General features: G+C 40.2%; 19 protein-coding genes. All 19 read right to left on the reverse strand.

What is annotated here, in order from left to right; translation table 11 throughout:
- Window positions 1-104 precede the first annotated feature (104 nt).
- Entirely contained in the window at window positions 105-806 is a 702-nt protein-coding gene (locus tag OCU21_RS02150) for a YesL family protein (protein WP_261805862.1), read from the reverse strand.
- Between the two features lie 17 nt (window positions 807-823).
- Window positions 824-1,564, reverse strand: coding sequence for a carbohydrate ABC transporter permease (locus OCU21_RS02155; protein ID WP_261805962.1), 741 nt, complete (start codon window positions 1,562-1,564; stop codon window positions 824-826).
- Window positions 1,565-1,715: 151 nt separating this feature from the next.
- A complete protein-coding gene (locus OCU21_RS02160; protein ID WP_261805963.1) occupies window positions 1,716-2,630 on the reverse strand; it encodes a carbohydrate ABC transporter permease in 915 nt (304 codons plus the stop codon).
- 102 nt (window positions 2,631-2,732) lie between these two features.
- The gene (locus tag OCU21_RS02165) at window positions 2,733-4,016 is read right to left on the reverse strand and encodes an ABC transporter substrate-binding protein (protein WP_261805863.1); all 1,284 of its coding nucleotides are present in this window, start codon (window positions 4,014-4,016) and stop codon (window positions 2,733-2,735) included.
- A 126-nt stretch (window positions 4,017-4,142) separates the two neighbouring features.
- Entirely contained in the window at window positions 4,143-5,972 is a 1,830-nt protein-coding gene (locus tag OCU21_RS02170; RefSeq protein WP_261805864.1) for a DUF2264 domain-containing protein, read from the reverse strand.
- A complete protein-coding gene (locus OCU21_RS02175; RefSeq protein ID WP_261805865.1) occupies window positions 5,959-6,360 on the reverse strand; it encodes a hypothetical protein in 402 nt (133 codons plus the stop codon). The genes OCU21_RS02170 and OCU21_RS02175 overlap by 14 nt, the downstream gene beginning before the upstream one ends.
- A 128-nt stretch (window positions 6,361-6,488) precedes the next feature.
- Window positions 6,489-7,547, reverse strand: coding sequence for a LacI family DNA-binding transcriptional regulator (locus OCU21_RS02180; RefSeq protein ID WP_261805866.1), 1,059 nt, complete (start codon window positions 7,545-7,547; stop codon window positions 6,489-6,491).
- Window positions 7,548-7,965: 418 nt separating this feature from the next.
- Window positions 7,966-8,829 carry a sugar phosphate isomerase/epimerase family protein gene (locus OCU21_RS02185; RefSeq protein WP_261805867.1) on the reverse strand — a complete coding sequence of 288 codons (864 nt, stop codon included), beginning with the start codon at window positions 8,827-8,829 and terminating at the stop codon, window positions 7,966-7,968.
- 40 nt (window positions 8,830-8,869) lie between these two features.
- Complete coding sequence (locus OCU21_RS02190) at window positions 8,870-11,875, reverse strand: glycoside hydrolase family 2 TIM barrel-domain containing protein (protein WP_261805868.1); 3,006 nt, start codon at window positions 11,873-11,875, stop codon at window positions 8,870-8,872.
- Window positions 11,876-11,902: 27 nt separating this feature from the next.
- Window positions 11,903-12,781 carry a carbohydrate ABC transporter permease gene (locus OCU21_RS02195; RefSeq protein WP_261805869.1) on the reverse strand — a complete coding sequence of 293 codons (879 nt, stop codon included), beginning with the start codon at window positions 12,779-12,781 and terminating at the stop codon, window positions 11,903-11,905.
- Window positions 12,774-13,643 (reverse strand): carbohydrate ABC transporter permease, encoded by an 870-nt coding sequence (locus OCU21_RS02200; protein WP_261805870.1) that lies wholly within the window; start codon window positions 13,641-13,643, stop codon window positions 12,774-12,776. The genes OCU21_RS02195 and OCU21_RS02200 overlap by 8 nt, the downstream gene beginning before the upstream one ends.
- Complete coding sequence (locus OCU21_RS02205; RefSeq protein ID WP_261805871.1) at window positions 13,621-16,113, reverse strand: hypothetical protein; 2,493 nt, start codon at window positions 16,111-16,113, stop codon at window positions 13,621-13,623. The genes OCU21_RS02200 and OCU21_RS02205 overlap by 23 nt, the downstream gene beginning before the upstream one ends.
- Before the next feature lie 30 nt (window positions 16,114-16,143).
- A complete protein-coding gene (locus tag OCU21_RS02210; protein WP_261805872.1) occupies window positions 16,144-17,394 on the reverse strand; it encodes an ABC transporter substrate-binding protein in 1,251 nt (416 codons plus the stop codon).
- 18 nt (window positions 17,395-17,412) lie between these two features.
- Window positions 17,413-18,258 (reverse strand): GRP family sugar transporter, encoded by an 846-nt coding sequence (locus tag OCU21_RS02215; RefSeq protein ID WP_261805873.1) that lies wholly within the window; start codon window positions 18,256-18,258, stop codon window positions 17,413-17,415.
- Entirely contained in the window at window positions 18,255-19,370 is a 1,116-nt protein-coding gene (locus OCU21_RS02220) for a glycoside hydrolase family 88/105 protein (protein ID WP_261805874.1), read from the reverse strand. The genes OCU21_RS02215 and OCU21_RS02220 overlap by 4 nt, the downstream gene beginning before the upstream one ends.
- Window positions 19,371-19,389: 19 nt before the next feature.
- Window positions 19,390-20,256: an AraC family transcriptional regulator gene (locus OCU21_RS02225; protein WP_261805875.1), complete on the reverse strand. Its 867-nt coding sequence runs from the start codon at window positions 20,254-20,256 to the stop codon at window positions 19,390-19,392.
- A gap of 551 nt (window positions 20,257-20,807) precedes the next feature.
- On the reverse strand, window positions 20,808-22,430 hold the full coding sequence (locus tag OCU21_RS02230) for a glycosyl hydrolase family 28 protein (RefSeq protein ID WP_261805876.1): 1,623 nt from the start codon (window positions 22,428-22,430) through the stop codon (window positions 20,808-20,810).
- An 88-nt stretch (window positions 22,431-22,518) separates the two neighbouring features.
- On the reverse strand, window positions 22,519-23,940 hold the full coding sequence (gene uxaC, locus OCU21_RS02235) for a glucuronate isomerase (protein ID WP_261805877.1): 1,422 nt from the start codon (window positions 23,938-23,940) through the stop codon (window positions 22,519-22,521).
- Window positions 23,941-23,952: 12 nt separating this feature from the next.
- Complete coding sequence (locus tag OCU21_RS02240; protein WP_261805878.1) at window positions 23,953-25,509, reverse strand: tagaturonate epimerase family protein; 1,557 nt, start codon at window positions 25,507-25,509, stop codon at window positions 23,953-23,955.
- Window positions 25,510-25,542: the final 33 nt, after the last annotated feature.

Genomic DNA, 25,542 nt, shown 5'->3' on the forward strand with positions numbered 1-25,542 from the left:
TCATAAAAAGAAAGCTCTGATAAGGATCCACGATTGTAAATTATACCATTAGCGATTATTGCTCCTACATCAAATCGAATCACGAACGTGATTCGATTTCCTGCTCAATCCTTGGTTGAATGATCTGACCAAGGTAACCCTTGGGCTAATGAAGTGACCCCAAGGAAGCCACAATTTAAATAAAGCAACAGCATGATCAGAGAAGGTGTGAGTACCATGCCAAATTGTGGCTTGATCAGCATCAGTGTTGGTAGTAACAGCAAAACTAAAGCATTGATCAACGCCAAATACCACCGCTTTGCTAGATAATAAAGTGAGACCTTCAGAACTGATTTAAAATCTCTCTGCGGATTACGAATTTGAAAATAGATCACATTGACAAATAAAGCAAGTACGACAACCATTAGAATAAGCATTAGCGGCACAAGAAACTGACCGATTTTTTGGTGTAACATGAAGAAATATATATCTGTTCCAAAAATCCCAATGATCAGTAATGTGATCGCGCCATACAAGAATCCAACTTTAAAGAATTGACGTAGAAAATGAAAGTAGTCCTTAAAGGGCGAAGCCGTCTTAATCTCCATAAATCGATCGATCACCGCAAGTCCGGCCATCAATGCAGGACCGAAGAAGAGCAACGATCCCCAGAAAATCAATGCATTGCGGACATCAAGTGCCAAGAAAAGAACACACAGGACAAAGGGTAAATTGACTATCGAGAATAATAAACTTGTCACAAAGAAGATATAGAGCCAATTAAAGATCTTCATATAGACATTGTTTTCAAAAGACTGTTTTTTCATTTTCCTCAATCCTTAATCTAATTCTTCATCCCTGAAGTTGCGATCCCTTCAACGAAGTATTTCTGTAAAACTAGGAAGACGATTGCAACTGGTAAGATCGACAATACCGATGCCGCCATGATATAAGCGTACTGCGTATCATATAGACCCACGAACATCTTCAATCCTAATTGTAACGTCTTGTTCTCAGTTGATGACAGATAAACGAACGGCCCCATATAATCGTTCCACGTATTGACAAACGTAATGATCGTTAAACTGACGATTGCTGGTTTCGTCAATGGTAAGATGATCCGCCGATAGATACCCCATTCAGTTAACCCATCGATCCGTGCGCTCTCACACAATTCATCCGGGATACTCGTATAATACTGTTTCATCAAGAAAACACCGAAGGCGTTGAATGCCTGTAAAAGAACCAATGACATCAAAGTATCTGTCAAGTGTAAATGACGCATCATGATGAATTGTGGGATCATGTAGGACTGCCATGGTACCGCGATCGTGCCGATATACATCAAGAAGAGTGTATCACGACCTTTGAAATGCATCTTGGAAAAGCCATAAGCCGCAAAACTCGAGGTCAAAAGCTGGATAAACGTTATGACGACGCTCAAGACGATCGTATTCTTAAAGAATGTCGCTAAGGGGATCTGTTTCCAAATGATCGAATAGTTCTCTGGATGCCAAGTCTTCGGAATCCATTGGATCGGCACCGTGAAAACATCATTATTCGTCTTAAAAGATGCGGATAACATCCAGAAGAACGGGATCAGGGTCAGGATCGATAATAGTGCCAAAGCAATGTACAGGATGATCTTATTGATCCGTGCTCGCCGCTGTTTCTTTTTATTGTGTTCAGAAATAACATCGATCGTTGCTGGTGCTTCCATTTTTAACCACTCCTTCCTATGCCTTTTCTTGTCGTTTGTTCCAACCAAATTGGATGATCGTGACGCCTAGAACGATGACGAACAAAACAAAGGCGATCGCGGATGCATAACCAAAGTTGAATTTAACGAATGCTTCATTATAGATCTCATAGACCAATACATTGGTCGCGCGTCCAGGTCCACCATCTGTCATAACTTGGACCAGGTCAAAGATCTTGAAGCAATTGATCACCAACATGATCGTGACAAAGAAAGTCGTTGGTCGTAGTGAAGGTAAGGTCACATTCTTGAACTGTTGCCATTTGTTGGCACCATCCATTGAAGCAGCTTCATATAATTCTTTAGGGATACTCTGAAGACCGGCTAGATATAAGATCATATAATAACCCATGAACCGCCAAATACTAACGATCACGATGGCTGTCAAAGCCCATTGAGAACTTGTGGTCCAACCAGGAGGGTTGGCAATGAACATCCGCAAGAATTGGTTGATCGGGCCCATCGTTGGATGGAACAACATGTTCCAAACGACCGCGATCGCAACCAATGAAGTCACGTAAGGGAAGAAGAACGCTGTTCTGAAGAATTTAACACCGGCTAATTTCTTATTCAATAAGATCGCTAGCCCTAAAGAGATCAGTAATGTGAAGGGAACGACTCCGATCGTATAAAGGAAAGTGTTCTTAAACGAGATCCAGAAAGTCGTATCATGGATCATTTTACTGAAATTGTCTAGACCAACAAACTTAGGAGTCGAAAATGAGTCCCACGACATAAAAGCGAGTACGAACGAGAAAACAACTGGGATCAAAGTGAAGATGAAGAATCCGAGAAAGTTAGGTGCGATGAACGAGTAGGCGATCAACGTATTCTTTCGTTGGAGTCGGTGTTTCTGCTTACTGATTTTTTCATCGGTTGAGGTAACTTGCATAATAAAATGAGAATGTTGAGCCCGTTTCAACTTCTACGAGCTCAACATCTCTTCCCCCTCTCTATTTGTAAACTAAACAGATGATTATTAAAAGACTAACGATTATTTCAATTCTTCTTTAACACGAGACTGCATATTTGAAATGGCCTTGCTTGGCGTTTCATCGCCTACCATGATCAGGTCATGCTCTTCTTGCAAAATTTTATCAACAGCAGGACCGTCTTTAGCAACAGGGAATTCCACTGCGATCTTATCTGGATTGAAGGCTTTCTTAGCAACATCATCCGTTGGCATACCCTTAGTTGCAAAATAGATCTTGTTTACAGCATCATTGCGATATGACGGTGTGATCCCGATTTTGGCCATAACTTTAGCGCCTTTTTCACCGGAACAGAAATCAAGGAATTCTTGGGCGATCTTCTTATTCTTTGAGTTCTTATTGATCGCAAAACCAGTTGGTGAACCAAAGGTCGTTGTCTTACCATTGCTACTCTTTTGTGGCATTGGCGCGATACTCCACTCAACGTTTGTCTGGCCGCTGTTCGTATCATTGACCAGGCCGCCCATGAACCAAGTCCCCATATAAAGCATCGCTGCTTTGGATTCTTCGAATTGAGAATTATAAGTTACTTTGGTTGATTTAGCAGTACCATAAGTCATTTGTGCTTTTGATTTTTGCAGATCTAGGGCACGTTCATAATATGGTTTCATAAACTCGTAAGATGATGGATCCATCAAATTCTTGTCATTTTGTGCAGCCGCGATCGCTTGGATCGTTGACCGCCAAATATGCTGATAAGTCCCATATTGACCTTTAGAAGCATCGGTCAATTTTTTAGCATTTGTGACATAATCGTCCCAAGTCCAATTGTCCGGATAATCGATCCCGGCAGCATCAAACAATTTCTTATTATAGTAAAGCACCCAGAAGTCTGTCCGATAAGGTTGAGCATAAGTTTTGCCTTTGACTTTATACATCTTGTAGGTATCTGCCGCTGGGCCTTGATCGATATCTTTAACATGGCTAGAAAGATCAACAAGCTGATCACGTAATGCATAGTTTGAATAGGATAGTAAGTTCTTCATTGTCAAAATATCAGTCGTATCACCAGATGACATCATTGTTGTTACTTTTGTATCATAGTCATCCGCTGGGACGTCGACTTGTTGAACATCAACGTTAGGATGTTCTTTTTCGAAAGCCTTAAACAGTGCCGCAAATTCTGGTGTTGTAGCATAGTTCCAAGTCGTAACTTTCAAAACTGTTTTCTTTGAACCGCTCTTGTCCGCCGAGCTATCCTTGTCTGAACCGTTACCACATGCCCCTAACGATAAGGCCACGCCCGCTACTGCTGCCGTTGCTAAAACCTTTTGCCAAACTTTCATCTTTTTCCTTACCTCCATTTTTAAACCTTAACTATTCCAGTTAAAACCCTCTCAATGGTGAAACCTAAACTTTTTAAAAAGGTGGTGCTAAATTCCGGTTACCCATCCCTATCCTTCCTCTCTTGCTTATTTTCTTCTTAAATCAATTTGAACCTGCTTGAATGAATCAAAAATTTGCAGCGAATTCTCCGCAATTTGAATAGTAGGGCGTTCATTTTGTTCATAACCCTTAGGTGCGCCCAAAACTGCTGAAACAAGCAAATGCTGGCCAACCTGCAAATGTGTTTTCAAAAACGGCAGACCTGCCAGTGGGAAAAACAAATTCGTATTCGGCTCGGTCTTCGTAAAACCTGCTTCCAAGAAACCGACCACACCTTCAATACTGCTCCGACCCATTTGCGAATCATAAGTTGCGCGCGATCGGTCGACGTTTTGATAGCTCGATCCTCGAAATGGTACACTAAAACCACCTTCGTAAGCATCAAGTTCACGTGCACTATCAAGTTCTTCGATACGAATATGCCAATCACCCCAAGGGACGATCGTCGTCTTTATCGAGACATCAGCCCAAGGGTGCCAGTAATGAATGATGCGATCATCTAAAAGTTCGAAATCATCGTCCAATGGTTTGGTTCGGAAATAATGATCATCTTCGGCAAGGGCCAAGCAATTGTCATAGGCACCTTCGTAATACCAATAGTTTGCTTTGGGCGCACTGAAGCCAAATTTCGATGAATAGACATACTTGCTATACTTAGCACTGGCATGGGTCTGAAAAGTGACAAACTGCCCAGCTGGAAAACACTGTAAATGATGATCATCATCCGAATGTTGATACCAATTGCGACCATCAACACTTGGTTTATTTTCAAGGACTTTTAATGGCTCCGCTTTAGCAAGCCAGAACGGATGCTCTGCTGGTACGCCTAACAATGCGAACACTTTAAACGACCAGTACGGCGAACCGGGACCATTATAACCTTCAGCAAAAACAAGATTTTGATAGTGGTAACCAATGGTCAACAGACCATCTTTGGAGAAAATATCCTGATTGAACCACTGATGAAGATTACGTTGTAACAGCCCTTTGATCTCTCCCCAAGGCAACGCCTCGATATCCGCATAAACCAAGCCGCTAAAGAAGGCGGACTGAGCGAAGCGATAGGTCAAGCTACGACCAAAGGGGATTGCCTCACCATCAGCATCGAACCAATATTTGAAATTATTCGCAAACATGACCGCTCGCTCGGAAATGAGCTGACAACGCTGCGGATCTTCTTGATTCATGAATTTATAATAAAGTAAACTATAAAATTGAATGGCGAACGAAACATAATAATCACGCTGGACTGGGGCACCATCAAAGTACCAACCATCACCTGCATAGAACTCGTTGATACGATCTAGATCCTGCTCGATCATTTCTTGCGAGTAAGTTAAATTTAGCTTTTTAAGCGCGACGTTAACTAAAACTCTAAAGAAATGCCAGTTGTTATCAGGAAGTTGATGTTGATTGACTTGTAATAACCAATTTTGAAGTTTTAAAAGCTCATGGTCATTGAAATTGGTCAAAACCAATTGACGATTCATGATCAAGAATGTGCTAAGCGCAGCCATCTCAACGATAGTTTGATCGAAATCTGTAATATCGTGCCAATAAGCCTCGTTGTCAGGATCAGTCCCCTTTTTAATGCCTTGTAAATATGAGTTTAAATAAATCGACTCTGGATGTTCTTGTCCTTGTAAATACGGTCCCAAACCCCATAACGGCCGCAAGAACGCCTCGATCTCTCGTTCGTCCTCACTATAGACGGTTCCGCTTGAACCCAGATCAAGTCTGCCACGAGGACCTTCTGCACTAATGATTTCTTTTAGAGGTTCGATCAATTCCAGAAATGCCTGATCAAAATCCTCCTTGGTTTGTAACGGATTTTTTCTTAGATCACTGATTGTCATTACTCTCCACCTTTTCCACAACATACGCCTTGATCAATCCGTAATACTCGCCGTAGACTGTTACTCGATCGCCGACAGCGACTTGAGTGTCTGCACTGCTGATCACTTGGACCTTGGCTGTAGCGTTTTTTACGATGAAACGATCACTTTTTTTAATGACCTGCCCTTTCGTATCTTTTTTAGTAATTTTACCAGTGAAAGCGACATACGAATTGATCGGAACTTCACCAGCGGTAAATTTGGAATTAGCGTAATGTTTAGCAAACTGTTTAATGTTAGTCGAAGTGACTTGATCAAACTTATCGGTCTGCTTTGTTTGTTGCGTACAGCCCACTAGAATTACGCATACTAGAAGTAACATTGAAAAGAATGCCCATTTTTTTCGCATTTGCTCACTCCGGTAAAACGCTTTCTTAGATATAGAATAATCTCTAATCAAGAAAATGTCAACATTTTTTTACTAAAAAACTGCTCATCTTTTACCAAAAAAAGTGAGCAGTCCCTCTTGACTTTTGTTCATTCATTTTTTAGATCTCGGGGCTTGGCCGTTGAGTCCCGAATAACCAACTGTGTGCTCAAAATAACACGTCTAGAGATCATCGGTCGATTGATCCTAACATCCAACATCTCAAGCCCGACCTCACCCATTTCTTCAGTGTATACCTTGACCGTTGAAAGCGGTGGGTTGACATAACGCGCAAAGGCCGCATCATTGATCCCCATCACAGAAATGTCCGTTGGCACCTTGATCTGGTGCTGATTCAACACATTGATGACACCGATCGCCATCAGATCGTTGGCCGTCAGGATCGCCGTCGGTAAATCATCAGCCCATGCAGCTAAGTTAGCACTCATCAATCTTTCGCCAGTTTTTACGGTCAATTCAGAATCACGGTCAACGCTAAAATAGCGTGGATCAAAATAGCCATAATACTTCATTGCATCAAGATAAGTATTGACGACCGGCGTCCGATAATCCCGATACCCATACATGTTCTCTCGTTCCTCAGCGCCGATAAAAGCAATTTTTTTATGTCCCAAACTAAGCAAATATTCTAGTGCCTGTGTTGTTGCAAGGGGAAAATCACTATTGACGGTATCAAACCCATTCGTAGGAAAATTAGTTCCTACAAAAACAGCATTCTTGCTGATTTTTAGCACCTTTTTGATCGTTGCTTCATCAAATTTACCGATACAAAGGCTGCCTTGAACATCATTAATAACCGCATCTCCAGGGGTGGCGACTTTTAGTAAATTATAACCCAATTGTGCAGCCTTTTTCTCAGCGCCCATCCGAATCGACATATAGTAAAGATCGGCCAGTTCCTCTTCACCCGAACGCCACTGAAAAAGCGCGATATTCTTCATCGCTTTAGCTTGCTCATCAGATCGATTCTGCTTTCGCCGTCGCTGACGCTTTGTTTTATATTTCGTATAATTTAGTTCCTCGGCCACTTCAAAAATACGCCGCTTGGTATCCTCAGTAACGATTAAGTTGCTGTCATAATTCAAAACTCGCGAGACGGTCGATATTGAGACCCCCGCTTTGTTTGCGATATCCGTAATTGTTGCCATATTCAATCTCCATTTGATTAGATTAATGGTCCTAACCCTAAACCATTTTTATGTAAAAAAGACTATTTAGCCAATCAATATCCCCAAAAAAGCAGGCTTTAAACTTCCTAAAAGATACATTTGCTCCTGATCAGGATCTCATGACGACTTACAAACGATTTAATTATTTTTTGCCTAAAAACCAGATTCGTAGTAATTGGACTTAACCCATTCTAGCCTTATTATAGCGTATTCTAAGTAATATAAATAGATATTTCTATTTTTTTAGTAAAAAAACAGAACTGATCGACTTCAGCCCTGTTTTCGTATATCATCTGATCAAGCCCTGTTTCCATAATAAACAACTGGAAGGCTTTTTATCTTACGTAAGCGTACTTATTTTTGCGCTACTGGATAATCGCTAGGTTTTTCTTTATTCTTACAGCGAAAGTTCGTGGATCCGCTTGATCGACCGATCAAATCCTGCTGGCATGACCTCATCCCAAATAATATCAGCAGCTGGTTTCTTACTACGGATCATTTGATAGGCAGGGCCGAGATTGGCGACTCCTTCGCCCACGGGAACGACCTGCGCATGCCCACCATGAACAACGTACTCCTTCAAATGAAAAACATCGATCTTATCTCCAAAGAGATTGATTGCTTGGTCAATGATCGCCGCAATATCATCATTTTCGGACGTCACCAAATTGCCCGCGTCCAGAATAATACGTAGCCGTTCTGAGTCCACCTCGTCGATCATCTGCTTGGTGACCGCCAAACTATGAATTGGGTGGTTTACCCCTGGCTCGATACCAACGATCCCACTAATCTTTTCCGCCGCTTGAACCATTTTCTTGATTTGCCCGATTGTTAAAGCGATATTGTCAGCCGTATAGTTTTCTCTGGTCAAATTAAAGTTCGGATCCACACTGCCAGTTTCAGTACCGACCAACTTTGCCTGAAAAGAATGCTGATATTCCAAATAGTGGCTGAACTGTTGTATGGCCAGCTCGCGCTTATCCAAGTCTGGATCAATAATATTTACATAACACCCTAATACAGATATCCGGATGCCCGCCTGTTTAAAGCACGCACCAGTTTCTTGGGCCAGATCAGCGGTAAGTTCGCGACCATCCCTTGTTGTTTTTTTAAGTGAGACACGTGGTGCATATTGAATGTGATCGAACCCCAACTCCTGCAGTCGTTCGATCAATCTCGGCGTATCATCAAAAATCTGCACATCGTGTGCACGAATCCCTAATCCCATTTGGCTACCTCGATCCTTAATTAGTACAATCATTGCAAAAACTCAGTTAATGCCAAAGTGACAATTTCAAACATTACTCATTCTCTTGATCAGATAGCCCAAAAACGATTTTAAATTCATAATGATAAGGTTTCAAAAACAACTTATATCTATTAAGAACATCCGGGCCACAACTCCTCGAACCAATCCCATGTTGTTGCAAGTCCAAATAGAAATATGTGTCATGAGGCAATAGTGAAAGTTCATCTATATGTTTAGCATGATCTATTTCCTGAATAGGGTGTGACTTCACACTAAAATTAAACCTTGATTCATTACTAAATATAATCGTTGGCAAATTTGGACCACTTACTTTCGACCAATAAGTCTCCATATGATTGCCACTTTCTTGTGGATAAGAATAATTGAAAAAGGCCTCATTGATTTTAAAACTAAAGAAATTCAGATAGGTTCCATTCATTGCATCTGGATAAGACTCTCGAGGTCCTAATCCTAGCCAATCGACCCTCCGATAACCTTTTGAAAGCACAAATTCATGGCCGATTCTTGGAATTGTTCGAGAGAATTCTCCTTGCGGCTCTCCCTCAACAGCATATATTACCGAGCCATCTGGTAGCAAAGAAACTCTATTCGTTACTTGAATACGCCAATATTTTCCCGGTGCACCATAAACCTCTGTTAATTCAATAACCACTTTCTCAGTAGTCACCGAAACTATCTGAATCCTGTGGAATTGTCGAGCTAATGCATCGACACCGGCTTTGCGCCACTGTTCTTCGGATATGAAATCATTATTGGTCATTGGGCGCCAAAAAACACTCCGTCCATGTTGTCCAATAATTCTATGCGAATTTTTATCAAGCAACTGCCAATTCCCTTTGGATAGGTCAACTAAAAACTCTCTTGACCCATTGCCTGCTAAAGTCAAAACCAATTCTTGCGATGATTGCCGAATATTTTCAAATTTTCTATCATCTGGTTGTTGAACGGAAGGGTTTTTGTGATAAAGCGTACTTGTTGTAATCGGTAATTCATTGTGACCTGAACTATCTTTTATAATTAGATCAACCTTTAGTACGCAGGTATTTCTTGAGTTCGCTAATTGCGGTATTCTAAAAGTTGTTCTATGGTCAAAATCGATATCATCTATTGCAAGACTTCCTGATGATATTTCACCCAAATCATCTTGATAGGAGTAATTAATAATTAATGGTTCCAATAATTGACAATGCCGGTCGCGTTTATAAATTTCAAATTCATTACTACTATTTTTTAGTTTTTTTATTGTATAAGGCGCATAGACATGGGCCACATCAAAATAACTAGGTGTTAAAGTTAAATCGGACTGGACAATACCATCTAAAACAAAATTACCATCGTTCGGATGATCACCAAAATCACCACCATAAAGAAATGTTTTGCGGCCATTCCGATTTTTGATAATTCCATGCTCTTTCCATTCCCAAATAAAACCGCCGGAAAGCTTGGGATATTGTCTGAATAGTTGTAAATACTCTTGCAATGATCCCGGACCATTACCCATTGCATGACCATATTCACAAAGAATATATGGTTTCTTGATTTGTGGATTCTGTCCGACATCATTCAATTCATCGACTGTTGCATACATTCTCGAATTAAAATCCGCAATCACAACATCCTTAAAGTATCGATCTGTTTCTGAATCGAAACAGTCCCGCGATTCACCTTCATGATGATATAACCGGCTTGAATCACGTTTTTTCCCCCAAGCCACCATCTCTGCTTGGTTAATACCATTACCGGATTCATTACCAACGGACCAGAAAAGTATACAAGTGAAATTCTTGTTGTGCTCGATCATCTGTTGCATTCTATCTCGATATGCTGGCAACCATATTGAATCACTGCTCAAGAAATTCTTATCTCCAGTAGAACCGATTCCATGGCACTCAAGATCGGCCTCATCCATAACATAAAAGCCATATTGATCGCACAATTCGTAAAAAAGAGGTTGATGTGGATAATGTGAACATCTTATCGCATTGATATGTGCGCTTTTCATTAATAAAAGATCTTTTTCTAAAGTCTCTCGAGGAACATAACGTCCATGCTCCGAATCAAACTCATGATAATTGACTCCCTTAAGTAGAATGGGAAACTGATTTACCTTAATTTCCCCATGTATAATTTCAATTTCACGAAATCCAAATGGTTGTTTAATTATTTCCTCCGATGTTCGAATTACTACTTTATAAAGATTGGGAGTATCACAATTCCAAAGTTCAACATCATCAACCCTAAATTCAGCCACACCCAAGCCAGCAAGCATTCGGATGTTTTGACTTATCACATTTCCGTCTGAGTCAATTAAATCAACTTCAACATTTAGCTTCTCAGGAAAATAGCTGGCTAGTTGGATATTAAGAATACCAATTCTTTTATCGAAATCTATCTTGGTATCAACCTGATAATCTACAACGAAATTACTAGGTCTAGTTATTATAGTCACATCTCGAAATATACCTGATAACCACCACATGTCTTGATCTTCAATATATGAACTATCTGACCATTGAAAAACTTGAACTGCAATATCATTCTGATCATCATTCAGGAAACTTGAAATATTGAATTCAACTAAATTGCGGCTCCCCTTGCTAAAGCCAACACGTTGCCCATTTATCCACAAAAAGAAGCAATTATCAACACCATCGAATCGAATAAAAGTTTGTTGATCAACATATTTTTTAGGTATTCTGATTTTTCTGCGATAAACACCCATGGGATTATTCTCAAAAGTGTACGGTGGATTTATTGGAAACGGATATTGAATGTTAGTATAATGCGGCCGACCAAAACCTGATAATTGCCAATTACCAGGAACTGAAATTTTACCACCTTGATCCAACTTCCAATCCCTTAGTATCGTTGGAAAAGAAACCGTTTCTCCAGAATCAAAGTACTTGAATCCCCAATCACCATTTAAAGAATGGCTTTCAGAATCACCCGCAACTGTTTCAGGGTGATAATAACAATGCGGTTTTTCCTTGTTGATTCCCAAAGTCTGAGGATCATGTAACACCGTATAATCGATCATGTTATAACCCCTCTAATTGATAATTCATTAATCTTTAAGGCCTGTCGTTGCACCAGAATCTAAAATGTAGCGCTGGAAAACAATAAAAACGAGTAAGATTGGAATAATTGAAATGACCGATGCGGCGATTAGAATCGTCCAATTAATATTCTCGGCCCCAACTAAGCTACGTAGTGCCACTTGTAACGTATATTTCTTAGGATCATTTAAAACGATCAATGGCCAAATATAATCATTCCACCGCCACTGAAATGAGAAAATACTCAATGTCATAATAATAGGACGGGCAATCGGGAGCATAATCTTAAAGAAAATCGTCCCATCACTGGCACCATCAACACGTGCGGATTCCATCAAGTCATCCGGAACAGAAACGAAAAAGGTACGAAACATAAAAATCCCAGTGGCCGTATTAATCGAAGGAATGATAATCCCTGCCAAATTATCATAAAGTCCCAGTGACCGAATAACCGTAAAGGTTGGATTCATAATAACTTCGGTTGGTAACATGGTCGTTGCGATGATACAAACAAAGAAGAAGCGTAACCACTTTGCATTATACTTAGCAAACGCATAACCACAGGTTGCACTCGCAAGTACAGTAAGTACTGTCGTCCCAACTGCGGCAATCAATGTGTTTCCAAAATATCTAATGAAATCCAAAGAAGTCCATGCCTCTTTGAAATTATTAAAAGTTGGATTCTTGGGAAAAATTGTTAAAGGATAAGCAAATAATTCAGATCCCGGTTTAAAAGAACTAAGAACAAACCATAATAATGGAAAAAGATAAATAATACAAATAATCACTAATGCAACAGTTAAAAGTGTTGTTGATGTACGATCATGTAAACGACTAACTGAATATTTCTTCTTCTTTTTATTTGAAAGTGCTGCAGAATCATTCATTAGTTCTACCTCCAATCTTCATTTGGACTAACCCTAAGATTAGTAAAATTGCGAACAGTACCATAGAGGCAGCACTTGCATAACCGACATTCATTTTATCAAATCCCGTTGTATAGATATATTGAACAATAAACATATTGTCTGTACCCGGACCACCATTGGTTAAAGATTGTACCAATGCAAACTCTTTCATTGCTCCAATTGTTGCTAACAGAATCACCATAAATGATGTTGGCTTTAAGGAAGGTAAAGTGATGTACCAAAATTTATGCCAAGCAGTTGCGCCATCGATATCCGCGGCTTCATATAGCGATCGTGGAATATTCTTAAGAGCAGAAAGAAACTGCAACATATTAAATGCTGTACCTGCCCAAATTGCCGCAAAAATTATAACCATAAAGGCTGTATTAGAATTTGTAAACCAAGGGACTGCCTTTCCATGCATCAACGTAATTACATAATTAATGAAGCCAAAAGACTCTCCGAAAAGCCAACGGAAAATTACACCAGTAATTATTCCCGATATTGTCCAGGGTAAGAAGAAAATTATCTTTGCGAGAAATTTTCCCTTTGTGTGGTCACTATTAAGCATCAGGGCAACGCCCAATGAAACTATATAGACTAAAGGCACCAGTGTGATTGTATACCGAAAAGTCCTAAACAATGACTTATAGAAACTGCCATCCTGAAATAGTTGAACGTAATTACTAAAGCCTACAAAATTAGCGGTCGAATATCCCTTGTAGTCCGTCAACGAATAATAGAACCCCAAAATCGCCGGTACGAGAAAGAATGTAATAAATAAAATTATATTAATACCGGTAAAAAGTAACGGCCACTTATTTCTCTTTAAAGCCTTCATCGTCCTCACCCTTTTCCAAAATATTTACCCGCAGAGGATTTATTTTATAGGTATCAGCTCGATTTTGTTCAACTCCGTTGACCACTAAGCCCTTTTTGGTAACCTCTAAAGATCCAATTTGCTTATCTACAAATCGGCACCCATTAAAGCTTTGAGCACTATAACAGTCTATAAATTGTCCAAAAGTAAAGTTTTCATCTACCGAAGAGCACTTTACAACTATGTCCTGATTACTACCTTGCGAGACTACTTCTCGATTTCTTGTATCTCCATTTTTTACAATATTAAATCCTTTTGAGAAATAAATTCCTAGATATGATTCATTTTTCCTAACAAATAACCAGTTATCCTTAGCAACTATTTCATTCAAAAGCCAGAAGGGAACATACAGATGTACAAACTTAATACTAGTTTTTTCCAGATTATACTTGATTAAACTTAAATTTTTATATTGATAAATCCTTGGACAAACACTATTGCCTGCCCAGTAACTAGGTCGATTTTCACCGCTGTGTGCAAGTTCTCCTGGATTATTAAGCCACAATTGTGTTCCATCAGTTCCCAAGCTAATATTCATCATATGTTGCTGGTGTCCAGGATTAAAAGCATTATAGTCAACAGCTGACGCCAATGAATATCGAGAGGTTTTGTATAAGTAAGTCTCAACCCTATTTTCGCCTTGAAGATAGTTCGCATATATCGCAAATTTACTAGTATCACTTAACAGGTACTTAGTAAGTTGCTCTGGGGGTTGGTAATCACTAAGACAAAACAATGTGGCTGCTCGAGATGCATAATTGAACTGGCCCCTGCCCCAAGCAATTTGCAATAAACTACTGATTTCGCCCAAACGCATCCCTTTCAAATCATGCTCATAAATTCGACCATAAGTTGACGAGAGCATATTACCATGATGATTAATTGCCATTATCTTAAAAGTAAAATCAAGCGCATTTTGTGCTAGCTTATAAACCTCTTCATCATTTTTTGAACTAATATAAATACTGAAAAATCCGATCAAATCAATTGGTAGATATGTCGAAGAATTCCATTCAGAAAAGCCAAATTTGTTAAACTGCGCAAACCAATCCAATAACCGTTCTCGCCCAATCTTTTCTTGCTCTGAACCATATCGCTTACTGACAGAGAACTTATCAGTAGCAAATAATCTACCTGCGAAGTATTGGCAGCAATGAAACAGTAAAGAATGATTTTCACTAAAATACCACATCACATCATTACCTGGCTCATCAATCCAGTAGCGAAATCTCAAAGCCAGTTGCTTGATTTGTTCAAGAAATCGTTTTGGAACCTTATCATAATACTTAATCGTGAAGGCCAACAATGGTGCAAACATAAAATCTGCACAATCTCTCTTATCCTTGATCATCTGAATAGCAGGCATCAATTTGGACCATGCTGAATCCGAAAAATCTCCATTCAAAGCGAACTCTGCCAAAGCACTATTCATATCCAGAAGGGTTAAGTGTGAAAATACATCTAAAACATATTTTTTACGCACGGGCAATGACTTATTGACATCAAATGTAAATCGTTGCTTATCATAGATTCCAACAACTAGTTTTTTAAATAAATAGCTCTTATTAGGCATTTCAATACCAATATATATATCAGTACTTCCCGAAACATCAAATTCAGAGACATCTCCAAGAGTTATCTTTTTGTCTATAACAGATAACACTCGATTTTGACGATTAAAATCAGCAATATCCCCACCTAGTTTATTATCCTGAAAATAGGAATGTTCGAATTCAATCATTACGCTTGAATACTCTGTGGAATCGCAACAGATTGCAACTTGTCCCTCTGTGTACAAGTCACGTTCAAAATATAGCCCCTTCAGGAAATCAATACTCGTTTGCAATCTTTCTTCTTCATAGTCAACCTCAGTCCCAATAGTAAGATCGATGCTATCAAGTAAAGTCAGTTGAAAAGCAAAAGTTACATCACGCTCGGCCAAGTCATCCATATAAACAACAACATTGTTTTCACCCTGATTTAAAGGCAGATCGATGATTTTAGATGCCAAATGATTGCGAGTGTACGGATGAAAGTCAATTACACGTTGTCCGTTTACCCAAACACAGACACGACCACAGGTTTCCAACAAAAATTGGGGTGCACAATCTTGCTGAACATAAAACTTATTATTTAGAAATGTGCTAATAACATATGGATTCCCCATTGCCATGGAGAAGTCAACCCTTGGATTTTCAAATCCAACATACAAATTTGGAAACGCCATTGACGAATCAAATGGGATATTTGAAATATTCTGTAAAAAATGCCGTCGAACCGGATATTCAATTTCTAAATATTTTTCAGTTTTATTAACTGAAGCAGTCATTTCTTCCTTGGGGTTATTTTTAACTTTTTGGGCCTGAAGGTCACTATATTTCCAAATATTCAGCGTATCTCCTTGAGAGACGGGATAACGATATTGCGACATAAGAAATCTCCTAACTTATAACTTCATATATTACTTTTTCGCATAACCATCATTGTAATCTTTAATGGTGTCTTTGATAGCATCATCAAGAGAAATTTCTTTATTAAGAACCTTGACCATTGAATCTCGATATGCACCGGTTAACCCTTTGTATCCTTTCATCGTCATAGTAACTTGATCAGTAGTTTGCTTCCCACTGATTGGTTCCGCTGCCGCTGCAATTTCTTGATTATAAACATCATAAGCAGCCTGTCCGTTCTTATACTTAATGTCCAAATTCTTTACGGCAGGGATATAACCCGCATATTGACACAATTGTTTGTAATTTTCTTTCTTATATAACCATTTAACGAACTTTTTACCACCAGTACTATTAGCACTATTTTTAAATGCTACCAGGAAGTTACCACCCATGTTTGTAGCCCGAGTTTTTTCATATGGCATATATACTGCTTTCCAATCAAAATCAATATTCTTTGAGAAATCAGCTATCTGCCAGCTACCAGAGTAATATGCTGGAATTTGGCCGCTCTTGAAGAGTGATGCAGCATCTTCATTAGATGTCCAAACAGATTTTGGCATAAAGCCTTCATTATTCAATTCAACAAATTTTTTAAGTGCAGTGATTGTTGCTTGATCTGTTTTATATGACGTCTTTTTTGAATTTAAGAAGAAATCTTTTCCGCCATACTGATACGTAAATGCTCGTAAACGATGATCTGATCCATCCATCACCATGCTATATTTCGCATTAGTTTTTGCTTTTACTTGATTTGCTTTTTCGATGAACTCATCCCAAGTCCAAATATCTTTTTCGGATGTTGGATAACTTACGCCTGCCTTTTTAAACAGGTCAGCATTGATAAACATACCAACTGCAGTTACATCGGTTGGCAAAGCTTTTACTTTATCGTTCTTATCACGAATCGTCATTGAGTCAAGTGTTCCTGCCGATTTAGCAACAGAGGTTAAATCAACTAGATAATCTGCCCAATCAGGCTGAACACCAGAAACTCGAGCGACATCTGGTGCATCATTGGACTGAACCGCTTTCGTAACTTTAGTTGTTAAATCCGCATAAGGGACGTCCGTAACTTCGACTTTGATACCAGTCTCTTTTTCGTACTTTTTAGCCATCTTTGAGTAGGCATTGCCTTCAGATGTATCTCCAGAAACAAATAACCTAACGGTGTCTGACTTTTTCGCACCTGCACCGTTCCCACAACCAACAAGCAATAAGCTCAGAGCCATGGCTAAACCAATACCGAAACCTTTTTTCATTTTTGAGCCCTCCATTTTTTAACTTAAACTACTTAATAAAGTAATTGCCAGAATAAACAAAACGATCCCAATCAAAATATGAACCAATTCATTTCTAGTTTTTGATTCTTTTAGAACTAAAATGCCACTAAAAATCGTGATAACTAAGCAAAACTGAGAAATCGTATAAGCCAAACTCATCCCGATCCGGTTGGCAGAATAAAAGAGGCCAAAGTTGGCGATCCCCCATAAGAGGCCAGTCAACAAATTAGTTTTAACGAAATGAGTGGTGCGTTGTTCTTTATCTAAAAAGAACAATCCCAGACTGATCGTTAACATCCCTAACGCCTGCGGCAAGAATATTTGTGCACTGGGGATTTTGAAAAACTTCGTGATAGTCGCATAGGCACATAGAAACAACGATGATAAAAGAACGATGGCCAAATCTTTTAATTCGATTCTTTTTCCTTGATCACTTTTTGAGATGAGGACAACGCCAACGACCGCAAGCAACACGGCCAACAGAGCCAGACTAATATTTGCTGCCCCCCGCCATTCCCCCAAAAGTAACCCCGAAGCTAATGTGGTAAACACCAATTGACTCCCACTCGAGAAAGGCATGATAACAGAAACATCGCCTTCACGAAGCGCGATAAACTGGAATAGTTGCCCTAGTCCCCAACAAAACCCGGATAGGAGTGAAACAATGACTTGTACCCAAGAGAAAGTTATTTGAAAAATAAGGCTAATGATCATTGCGATTATGAAAGCGGAAATCGTTGTTCCTAATAATTGTTGACGCGGGTTGCCCCCACATTTTTTGGCACTGATCGGCATCAGACCCCAACCAAGCGCGGGACTTAAATAGAGTAGAAACGCTATCATCCAAGATCCCTCGAGATTTTCAGGTATTCCTTTAAGGCCAATAACGTCAACGCTTGACCATAAACCATCGGTGTGCGAATAATTTTCTTATAATCCTCACGCTGATCACTGATCGGTGTTCCCGCCGAAACATTTGCTACGGCGCCGTTCGCATCGATTTGATCGATCAAGCCGGCGATTCCTCTTTCAACTACGGTTTGATAGTCCGCGTAATCTACCAGTCCTTGATCGATACCAATTAATAAACCAGCCAAAATCCCGGCCGAACCAGAGCTTTCTAGATAAGATGTTTCATCATCCAAAATCGTATGCCACAATCCCGTTCGATCTTGAAGCCGTTGTAAACTCTCAACCTGGTTGTTAAAAATAGCGTTTAAATATTCCTTATCTGCACCCGTCAGATCCGTTCCCAGAATTTCATTTAGTAACGGGATTGATAATGTGATCCAGCTATTGCCACGACACCAATAATTGCACCCATAAGCAGATTGCGATTTAAAATTCCAACCGTGATAAGCCAAATGTGAACGGGGATCGATCAAATACTTCGTGTGCAACAAGAACTGATAGATTGCTAAGTCGATCCAGTCTTTTCGTTGATACTTTTTCCCCATTTTCGCAACAAATAGAATCGTCATAAATAGTGTATCGACCCAAATTTGATTCTCATTTCTTTTGATATGTGCCTTGTCGATACCTGATGTGGTATGTTCAATGCCATTCTCTAATGTCCGAGTAAAGTCTTTGCTGATTGCTGCCATCCACTCTAGCGATAAATCTTGATATTCTGGAAAATCGCAAATCGTCAGTAGCGGACAAACTGTATTGACATTCTTCAAAGGTAGCCCTTTTTTTATCTCGGCTTCTGTCCAAGCCTTAATATAAGCTTGGTTTTCGTTTGAATCACGATCCATGCCAAATAACGCGACACCTTGGGGCCAATCCCAGTGTTCCATACCAAAATCACGAGAAAAGAAGCCTTTTTTTCGGTTATTTGGATCATTATCAAAGTTTGCTATATCCAGATCATTATCCTCAAGTGACAGCGCTGCCATTTTATTTTGAACTAATCGGATTTTTTGGTTTATAATTTGCTGATTGATTTGTGTCACTTTTGCACTCCTAAATCGGTTAATAATCGTTATTCATTTCTTGTAGAGCGTATTGTTTCGGTGTCAGACCTTTTATTTTCTTAAACTTTTTAATAAATGTTGAATCATCCGCATACCCAACTTTTTCAGCAATATCCTTGACGGGATAACCTCTTTTCAAAAATTTACGTGACTCCATTATACGAATATAACTCAGATAATCGTTGGGCGTCATCCCCATATTATTCTTGAAAATCCGCACTAAAGTTGATTTACTGATAAAAAATTCGTTACTGATATCTTCCAAATTTATTCGTTCAGAATAGTGAGCCTTGATATATTTAGTAATATCCCGAATTTCGTTATCCTTATTATACGAAATACTATTTTTGTAAACATTGCCAGTCGAAACGGAATCGTTAATGAAGAGAATGATTTCGATCAACTTAAGTTTTATTTTTAGCTCTTGTAAAAATAGATCGTCCGCTTTTTTTAGAAAAAGCAATTCATCAAACAACCTAGTGATTTTTTTAATATCTTCATTTTGTAATTGGATCACGTTATTATTATTTTTTCGATGATCCATGAAAATGCGCAATAAATCCGGATACTCTGACACTGCGAATTCAATGAATCGCGGTTTGAATAGGATATAGTAACGTTCATAACGAATCCCCTCTTCAATCACGACCCGATGGATCTCTTGCGAATTAAAAAGAGCAATTGCTCCAGTATCACCACGATACTTTCGTTCATCGACATAATAGAACGTGTCATCGTTTAGTGTGAAGTGAATTTCAAATCCGTCGTGAAAATGTGGACGATCCATTTTGTGATCTGTACTGATTTTATGTTCAATGTTGAGATCTTCTTCTAAGAGCACTTGATCTGCTCCATTCGTCAACAAATCTTTAAGACTCCTCTCTTTAAATATCTGACAACATAATAGTATCATGCTCTTTCCTTTAAAAGCCGATTTTTACTATCTAAAAGTTGTCGAAAAAGGTCAATAATAAAGCGCTTTCCTGATGTTTTCCGTAAGGATACCCGCTATAGCCATCTTCTTTAGTCTATCCGTTAACTTTTCTCTTGAAGAAAATGACGGTTTTTTCTTAACAAAAATCGGCAAAACACGTCACGGAACTACTCACAAATCCTAAAAACAATCGTTATAGCCAAACCCAATCATCGTTATCCGACATTTCAAAAAAACAGCTAGGTCAAAATGGAGGCCGCTGAAAAAAGTCGTTGATTTATCAAATCGTCACAGTGACATCCCAAAAAGTATACAGAAATAGCCATCAAAGTGGCGAGTAGTACTCACTTTGATGGCCGTTTTTGTCTCTAGGAGGCGAGCCGAAATTCAGCGATTTAGTTTTTCAGCAGCCTCGTCAAAATGTCCAGCTGTTTTTGAAATGAATTATTCTCCATTTCTATCAATGTTTGAAAATGAGCGTCTTACTCCACCTCCACCAAATCCGTTATTTGGAGGCCGTGAACATCCTGCAGATCGATTGAGAACTTGGCCGGAGACGCCAAATGAACATGCTCGATTTTTAGACCAGCACAGCGCTCGAAATGAAGTCGCAAAGGCGCAGCGGCTGTTGGTGCGCTTAGTGTCAGGTTCTTCAATAAGATCCGTTCCAAATAGCCTTTACGGTGATTCTGTTGATCAGAAAAACCGATCAAGGTGATCGCTTGTTGTTTTCCTGTGATTTGACAGTCAACTAAGCTAATGTCGGCAAAGACTGGTAGCTCCTTGGCGGCAGTACCATCCGAATTATAATCAACGCTCTGCGCTTCAAAAGAATCGATCAGGCAATGAGTTGCAGTAAAATTCCTGATATACCCGCCACGATCATTGTGGGCTTTCAGCTCAATGCCATAATTCGTGCCTTGGATCAAACAATCATGGATCTGGACATCTGCGACACCTCCGGACATTTCACTCCCGATGGCCAGCCCATGCCCACCCAACATCTTTAAATCAAAAATACGTACATTTTCGGTGGGGATCCCGATCTCGTTACCTTCAGGATTTTTACCAGATTTAATGGCAATACAGTCATCACCTGTGTCGAAAGAAGTATCAAAAATCATTGCATTTCGCGTTGAATCCGGATCCCAACCATCACCATTATCAATACCTCGAGAATTAATTGAAACCCCGTTAGTCGTGACCGTATCGCAATAAACTAAATGGACAGTCCAGCTTGATGGGTTTTCAATTGTTACCCCAGTCAAATGGACATTCTGGCATTGAACAAAACTAAGCAGCCGTCCCCGCACTCGCCGACCTGGAATATTATCTGACAGATATTGAGGGTACTTTTCTAAATCAGTGTACCCGGATTTCATCGCCTCGCCCAGCGCAGTCCCACCACCATGAATCACGCCAGAACCACACACACGAACATTGTGACAAACCATCTTGCTTCGGTCGTTAGGATCAAGATACCCAGCATTGATCAAACTTCGGTAGCAGTACATTTCCCAGCCCTCATAGCGTGAACGGACTAAGCCCTCTGCGTTAGCCTGTCCTTTAAAAGCAGGATCTCCAGCTTTGACTAAATAATCCAGTGGATCTAGGCTACCGTTCAAGGTGCCATCGATCTGTAACGTTAAGTCGTCTTTTAATTCTAGCGCGCCACTCAGGACTGTTGCGCCCTTTGGTAAGTATACGATCCCCAAGGGCGGGCAGTCATTGATTGCTTGTTGAATCACCTCCGTGCAGACTGTTTTCCCAGTTTTGTCGGCGTTATAGGGTGCTTGAGTCACATCGAAAACGACTTCCTTCGCCATCGTCGTAACGGTGACCGTACCAATGATCTTGGTAAGCTGATGTTCCAATAGAACAACGACTTTGAAGAAATAGCTTGTTTCTGGCTTGAGGGAACTCACTGTCACATGGGTTTGATTTGGGGAACGCCGCTCGATCATTTTCTCGTCTTGCCAGACCTGATAGCCTTGGATCCCCTGTTCTTGCGGTCGATCCCAGATCAGGGTGACTTGACTGCTGCTTAATGTTGCAGGTGCGATTTTGACACCTACAATTGGACCTGCCTTGATTCGTTCGATCATTTATTTCTCCTCCTAAAACAATCAAAAAATGCCAATTCAGATATTGTGAATTGGCAAATTTTATGATTTAGCTAATCAATTCAATCGCTTACTCAGCAAAGAAACCAAAGTAATCATGGGCGTTGTTGTAACTGATATCTTGAACGATCTTACCTAGGGTTGCATAATCTTCAGGAACACGTCCTTGAGCGACTAAGTGGCCTAAATAGTTACACAGGACCCGTCGGAAATATTCATGCCGTGGATAAGACAAGAAGCTCCGTGAATCAGTCAGCATACCGACAAAGTTTGGCAAAAGACTTTGTTCCGCAAACGTTGTCAATTGTTGCGTCATCCCTTCCGCAGTATCATTGAACCACCAAGCAGCGCCTAGCTGTAGTCGTTGAACACCTTTGCCTTGGAATGATTGCATCATTGTGGTCAAAGCTAGCCAATCATTTGGATTCAATGAATAAAAAATTGTTTTAGGAATCGTATTCTGAGCGCAGGCATGGTAGTACAACTGTTGCATTTCAACAACAATATCCGGTTGTGCACCCATCGCGTCATAACCCGTATCTGCGCCGATCTTAGCAAACATGATCTGGTTTAAATTACGGGCCGAATTGATATGGAACTGCATCGTCCAATCAAATTCGTTGTTCAGTGCCATTAAATTCTCGATCAACATAGTCACGTACTGATCTTGTTCCCGCTGTGTCAACGCTTCATTGGCACGTGCTTTGGCCATGATCTGATTCAATTGGTCCTCAGTCGCCTCAATGAAATGGAAAGTTTCCAAGGAATGATCTGATAAGCGACCACCCATCGTACTAAAATACTCGAAACGTTGCCGTAACGCTGCAATCAAACTCTTAAAATCTTTGATCTCGATCCCAGAAATCTGACCCAATTCCTGTAAATATTGATCGTAACTGGTTTTTTCCAGGTGGATAGCTTGATCTGGTCGCATTGCTGGCAGAACTTTAAAACCATTTTTGTTTTCTTCAGCTTTGAGGAGTTGATGATAATGAAGATCAGAGGCCGGATCATCGGTGGTACAAACAACCTTGACCTTCGAATTCCTGATCAATGACCGCGGCTTGAAATCATCCGTTGCTAAGAGCGCGTTGGCCTTGCGCCAAATCGCTGGCGCTGTCGCCGCGCTAAAAACATCATTGATGCCAAAGAAGCGCCGCAATTCCAAATGAGTCCACTCGTAAAGTGGGTTCCCAATTGATTTCTCGATCGTTTTGGCCCAAGCAATGAACTTCTCGTAATCATCACCATCTCCGGTGATCAGCTCTTCAGGAACACCATTGGCACGCATCAAGCGCCATTTATAGTGATCGCCATAAGTGCCTTCATTCAGCCAGATCCGTGTGATGTTTTGGTAATTCTTATTCTGATAAATCTCCTCTGGATTTAAATGACAATGAAAATCAATGATCGGCATCTCTTCAGCATAATCATGAAACAATCGTTTTGCAGCCGTTGTTTCCAGTAAGAAATCACTATCTAAAAAACTCATCTCGAAACCTCCTTATTTTTCACCGTACTTGGCTTTGACTTCAGCCTTCGACTTCGCCAAGCCTTGGAGCAGGTCAAGGTGTTCAGCAATATGCTTATTCAAACAAGCATCATATTCAGCCTGGTGTTCCCGTAATAATTTGAAGAAACGATCACGGTAAACATAATGATAACTCTTTTGAACATTGAGAATCGAGCCATACATCGTATGCAAAACCTGCCGAGCATTATCATCTTCAAGGAGATCGGCAACATTGGCGATCGTAACTTGATCAGGTTTCGGTGAGTTTTCTTGAGTTGCATGGAAAACATAGAAGGACTTCACATCATCTAAATTCTCGAAGGCAAAGCGATAAAGTTCGATCATAAATTCAGGATCGACCTTAGCAACGACCCGTAAAGCTTCCAACCAATTCGTCCCAGCTGTTTTAACGTGCCAACCGTGATCGTGGGAAACTGAGCCGATGATCGGATAGACAGAAAGTTTATCTGATCCAGAATGGATACTCAAGCGATACCCGAAATGTTCAGCGATGGCTTCGTGGACCCGATATTCCCGTTCGAAACGATCAAGGTCGCCAATATAATCGATTGCTTTTTGGAACTCGCCATAGAATTTAGGCGCTAATGTCTCTGGTGTGATTTCTTTGGTCTTCAACTCGTTGGCAAAGAAATAATGGTTCTCAGGGGTAGTTGGGACAATTGTTTCATCCATTGAGATTTCAAAGTCTAGGTTGTAAGGTACCACGAATTCGTGATAGATATATTCGGCGTAAAGGATCGCATCATTGAAGATCAGGACGGATTGTTCCAACTCTTTTTTACCAAAATGAACGGCCAGATCAGCACCAACAGCGAAAGTTTGGTTCAAATAAGTATCATTGAAATAAGCCCGCGTTTCAGCGTCCAGTTCATGATAAGCCGCATCCAACTCCGCCTCGGACAAGTCCGCGATCTCGTTATGGATCTTCTCAGTACAGTCCAACGTGATCATCGTACAGCCAGTCTTGACTGCATAATCGACTTCGTAAGGATTCTTGACATGGTCGCCATCCGCGCCCCAGCCATCTTGGTACCCCTCTTCAAAGACGGCCCACGATGCTGACAATAGAACATCAGTTTCCGTGCGGTTCGTCAGCAGTAATTCTCGAATCGATTGTTGTGCTAAAACCGGAAAGATCCCCCGGCCCTTGAATAGGCGCAAATGTGCATTAGAAGCCGAGCCTAAACGATCGCCTAAGCCAAACGTATACTTATAACCGTGACGAGAAGTTGGTTTGATCCAAGCAAAACGAGCGGCTAAGGCCTCATTATTCAGCTCACTCAAGGGGCCGACGATCAAGGCTTTATCTTGATCGATCAGTTCGGTTGCGGCTTCAAAATCGCCGATCGAATGACGGTCTTCATAAACCACCAATTCTTTCTCTAGACCTTCATGTAAGATGAAGTAAACATTCCGCCGGTCTACTTGGATCGAAGGCTGATACACTTGTGATTCACTTAATTGTGAATAATCGCCTTGACTCGCTAAAATCTCTTTAACAACATTTAAAAGCTTTTCAAGTTCCATGACTGTAACTCCCTTTGACTGATTTCAATGATG

It is taken from the genome of Lapidilactobacillus luobeiensis (assembly GCF_024345205.1).
Lineage (GTDB): Bacteria > Bacillota > Bacilli > Lactobacillales > Lactobacillaceae > Lapidilactobacillus > Lapidilactobacillus luobeiensis.

Coding starts and splice junctions, on each gene's coding strand:
- OCU21_RS02170 (WP_261805864.1), bottom strand. CDS start 5,972: ATGACAATCAGTGATCTAAGAAAAAATCCGTTACAAACCAAGGAGGAT.
- OCU21_RS02230 (WP_261805876.1), bottom strand. CDS start 22,430: ATGATCGAACGAATCAAGGCAGGTCCAATTGTAGGTGTCAAAATCGCA.
- OCU21_RS02150 (WP_261805862.1), bottom strand. CDS start 806: ATGAAAAAACAGTCTTTTGAAAACAATGTCTATATGAAGATCTTTAAT.
- OCU21_RS02160 (WP_261805963.1), bottom strand. CDS start 2,630: ATGCAAGTTACCTCAACCGATGAAAAAATCAGTAAGCAGAAACACCGA.
- OCU21_RS02215 (WP_261805873.1), bottom strand. CDS start 18,258: ATGATAGCGTTTCTACTCTATTTAAGTCCCGCGCTTGGTTGGGGTCTG.
- OCU21_RS02195 (WP_261805869.1), bottom strand. CDS start 12,781: ATGAATGATTCTGCAGCACTTTCAAATAAAAAGAAGAAGAAATATTCA.
- OCU21_RS02200 (WP_261805870.1), bottom strand. CDS start 13,643: ATGAAGGCTTTAAAGAGAAATAAGTGGCCGTTACTTTTTACCGGTATT.
- OCU21_RS02180 (WP_261805866.1), bottom strand. CDS start 7,547: ATGGCAACAATTACGGATATCGCAAACAAAGCGGGGGTCTCAATATCG.
- OCU21_RS02185 (WP_261805867.1), bottom strand. CDS start 8,829: ATGATTGTACTAATTAAGGATCGAGGTAGCCAAATGGGATTAGGGATT.
- OCU21_RS02155 (WP_261805962.1), bottom strand. CDS start 1,564: ATGTTATCCGCATCTTTTAAGACGAATAATGATGTTTTCACGGTGCCG.
- OCU21_RS02190 (WP_261805868.1), bottom strand. CDS start 11,875: ATGATCGATTATACGGTGTTACATGATCCTCAGACTTTGGGAATCAAC.
- OCU21_RS02165 (WP_261805863.1), bottom strand. CDS start 4,016: ATGAAAGTTTGGCAAAAGGTTTTAGCAACGGCAGCAGTAGCGGGCGTG.
- OCU21_RS02210 (WP_261805872.1), bottom strand. CDS start 17,394: ATGAAAAAAGGTTTCGGTATTGGTTTAGCCATGGCTCTGAGCTTATTG.
- OCU21_RS02240 (WP_261805878.1), bottom strand. CDS start 25,509: ATGGAACTTGAAAAGCTTTTAAATGTTGTTAAAGAGATTTTAGCGAGT.
- OCU21_RS02205 (WP_261805871.1), bottom strand. CDS start 16,113: ATGTCGCAATATCGTTATCCCGTCTCTCAAGGAGATACGCTGAATATT.
- uxaC (WP_261805877.1), bottom strand. CDS start 23,940: ATGAGTTTTTTAGATAGTGATTTCTTACTGGAAACAACGGCTGCAAAA.
- OCU21_RS02175 (WP_261805865.1), bottom strand. CDS start 6,360: ATGCGAAAAAAATGGGCATTCTTTTCAATGTTACTTCTAGTATGCGTA.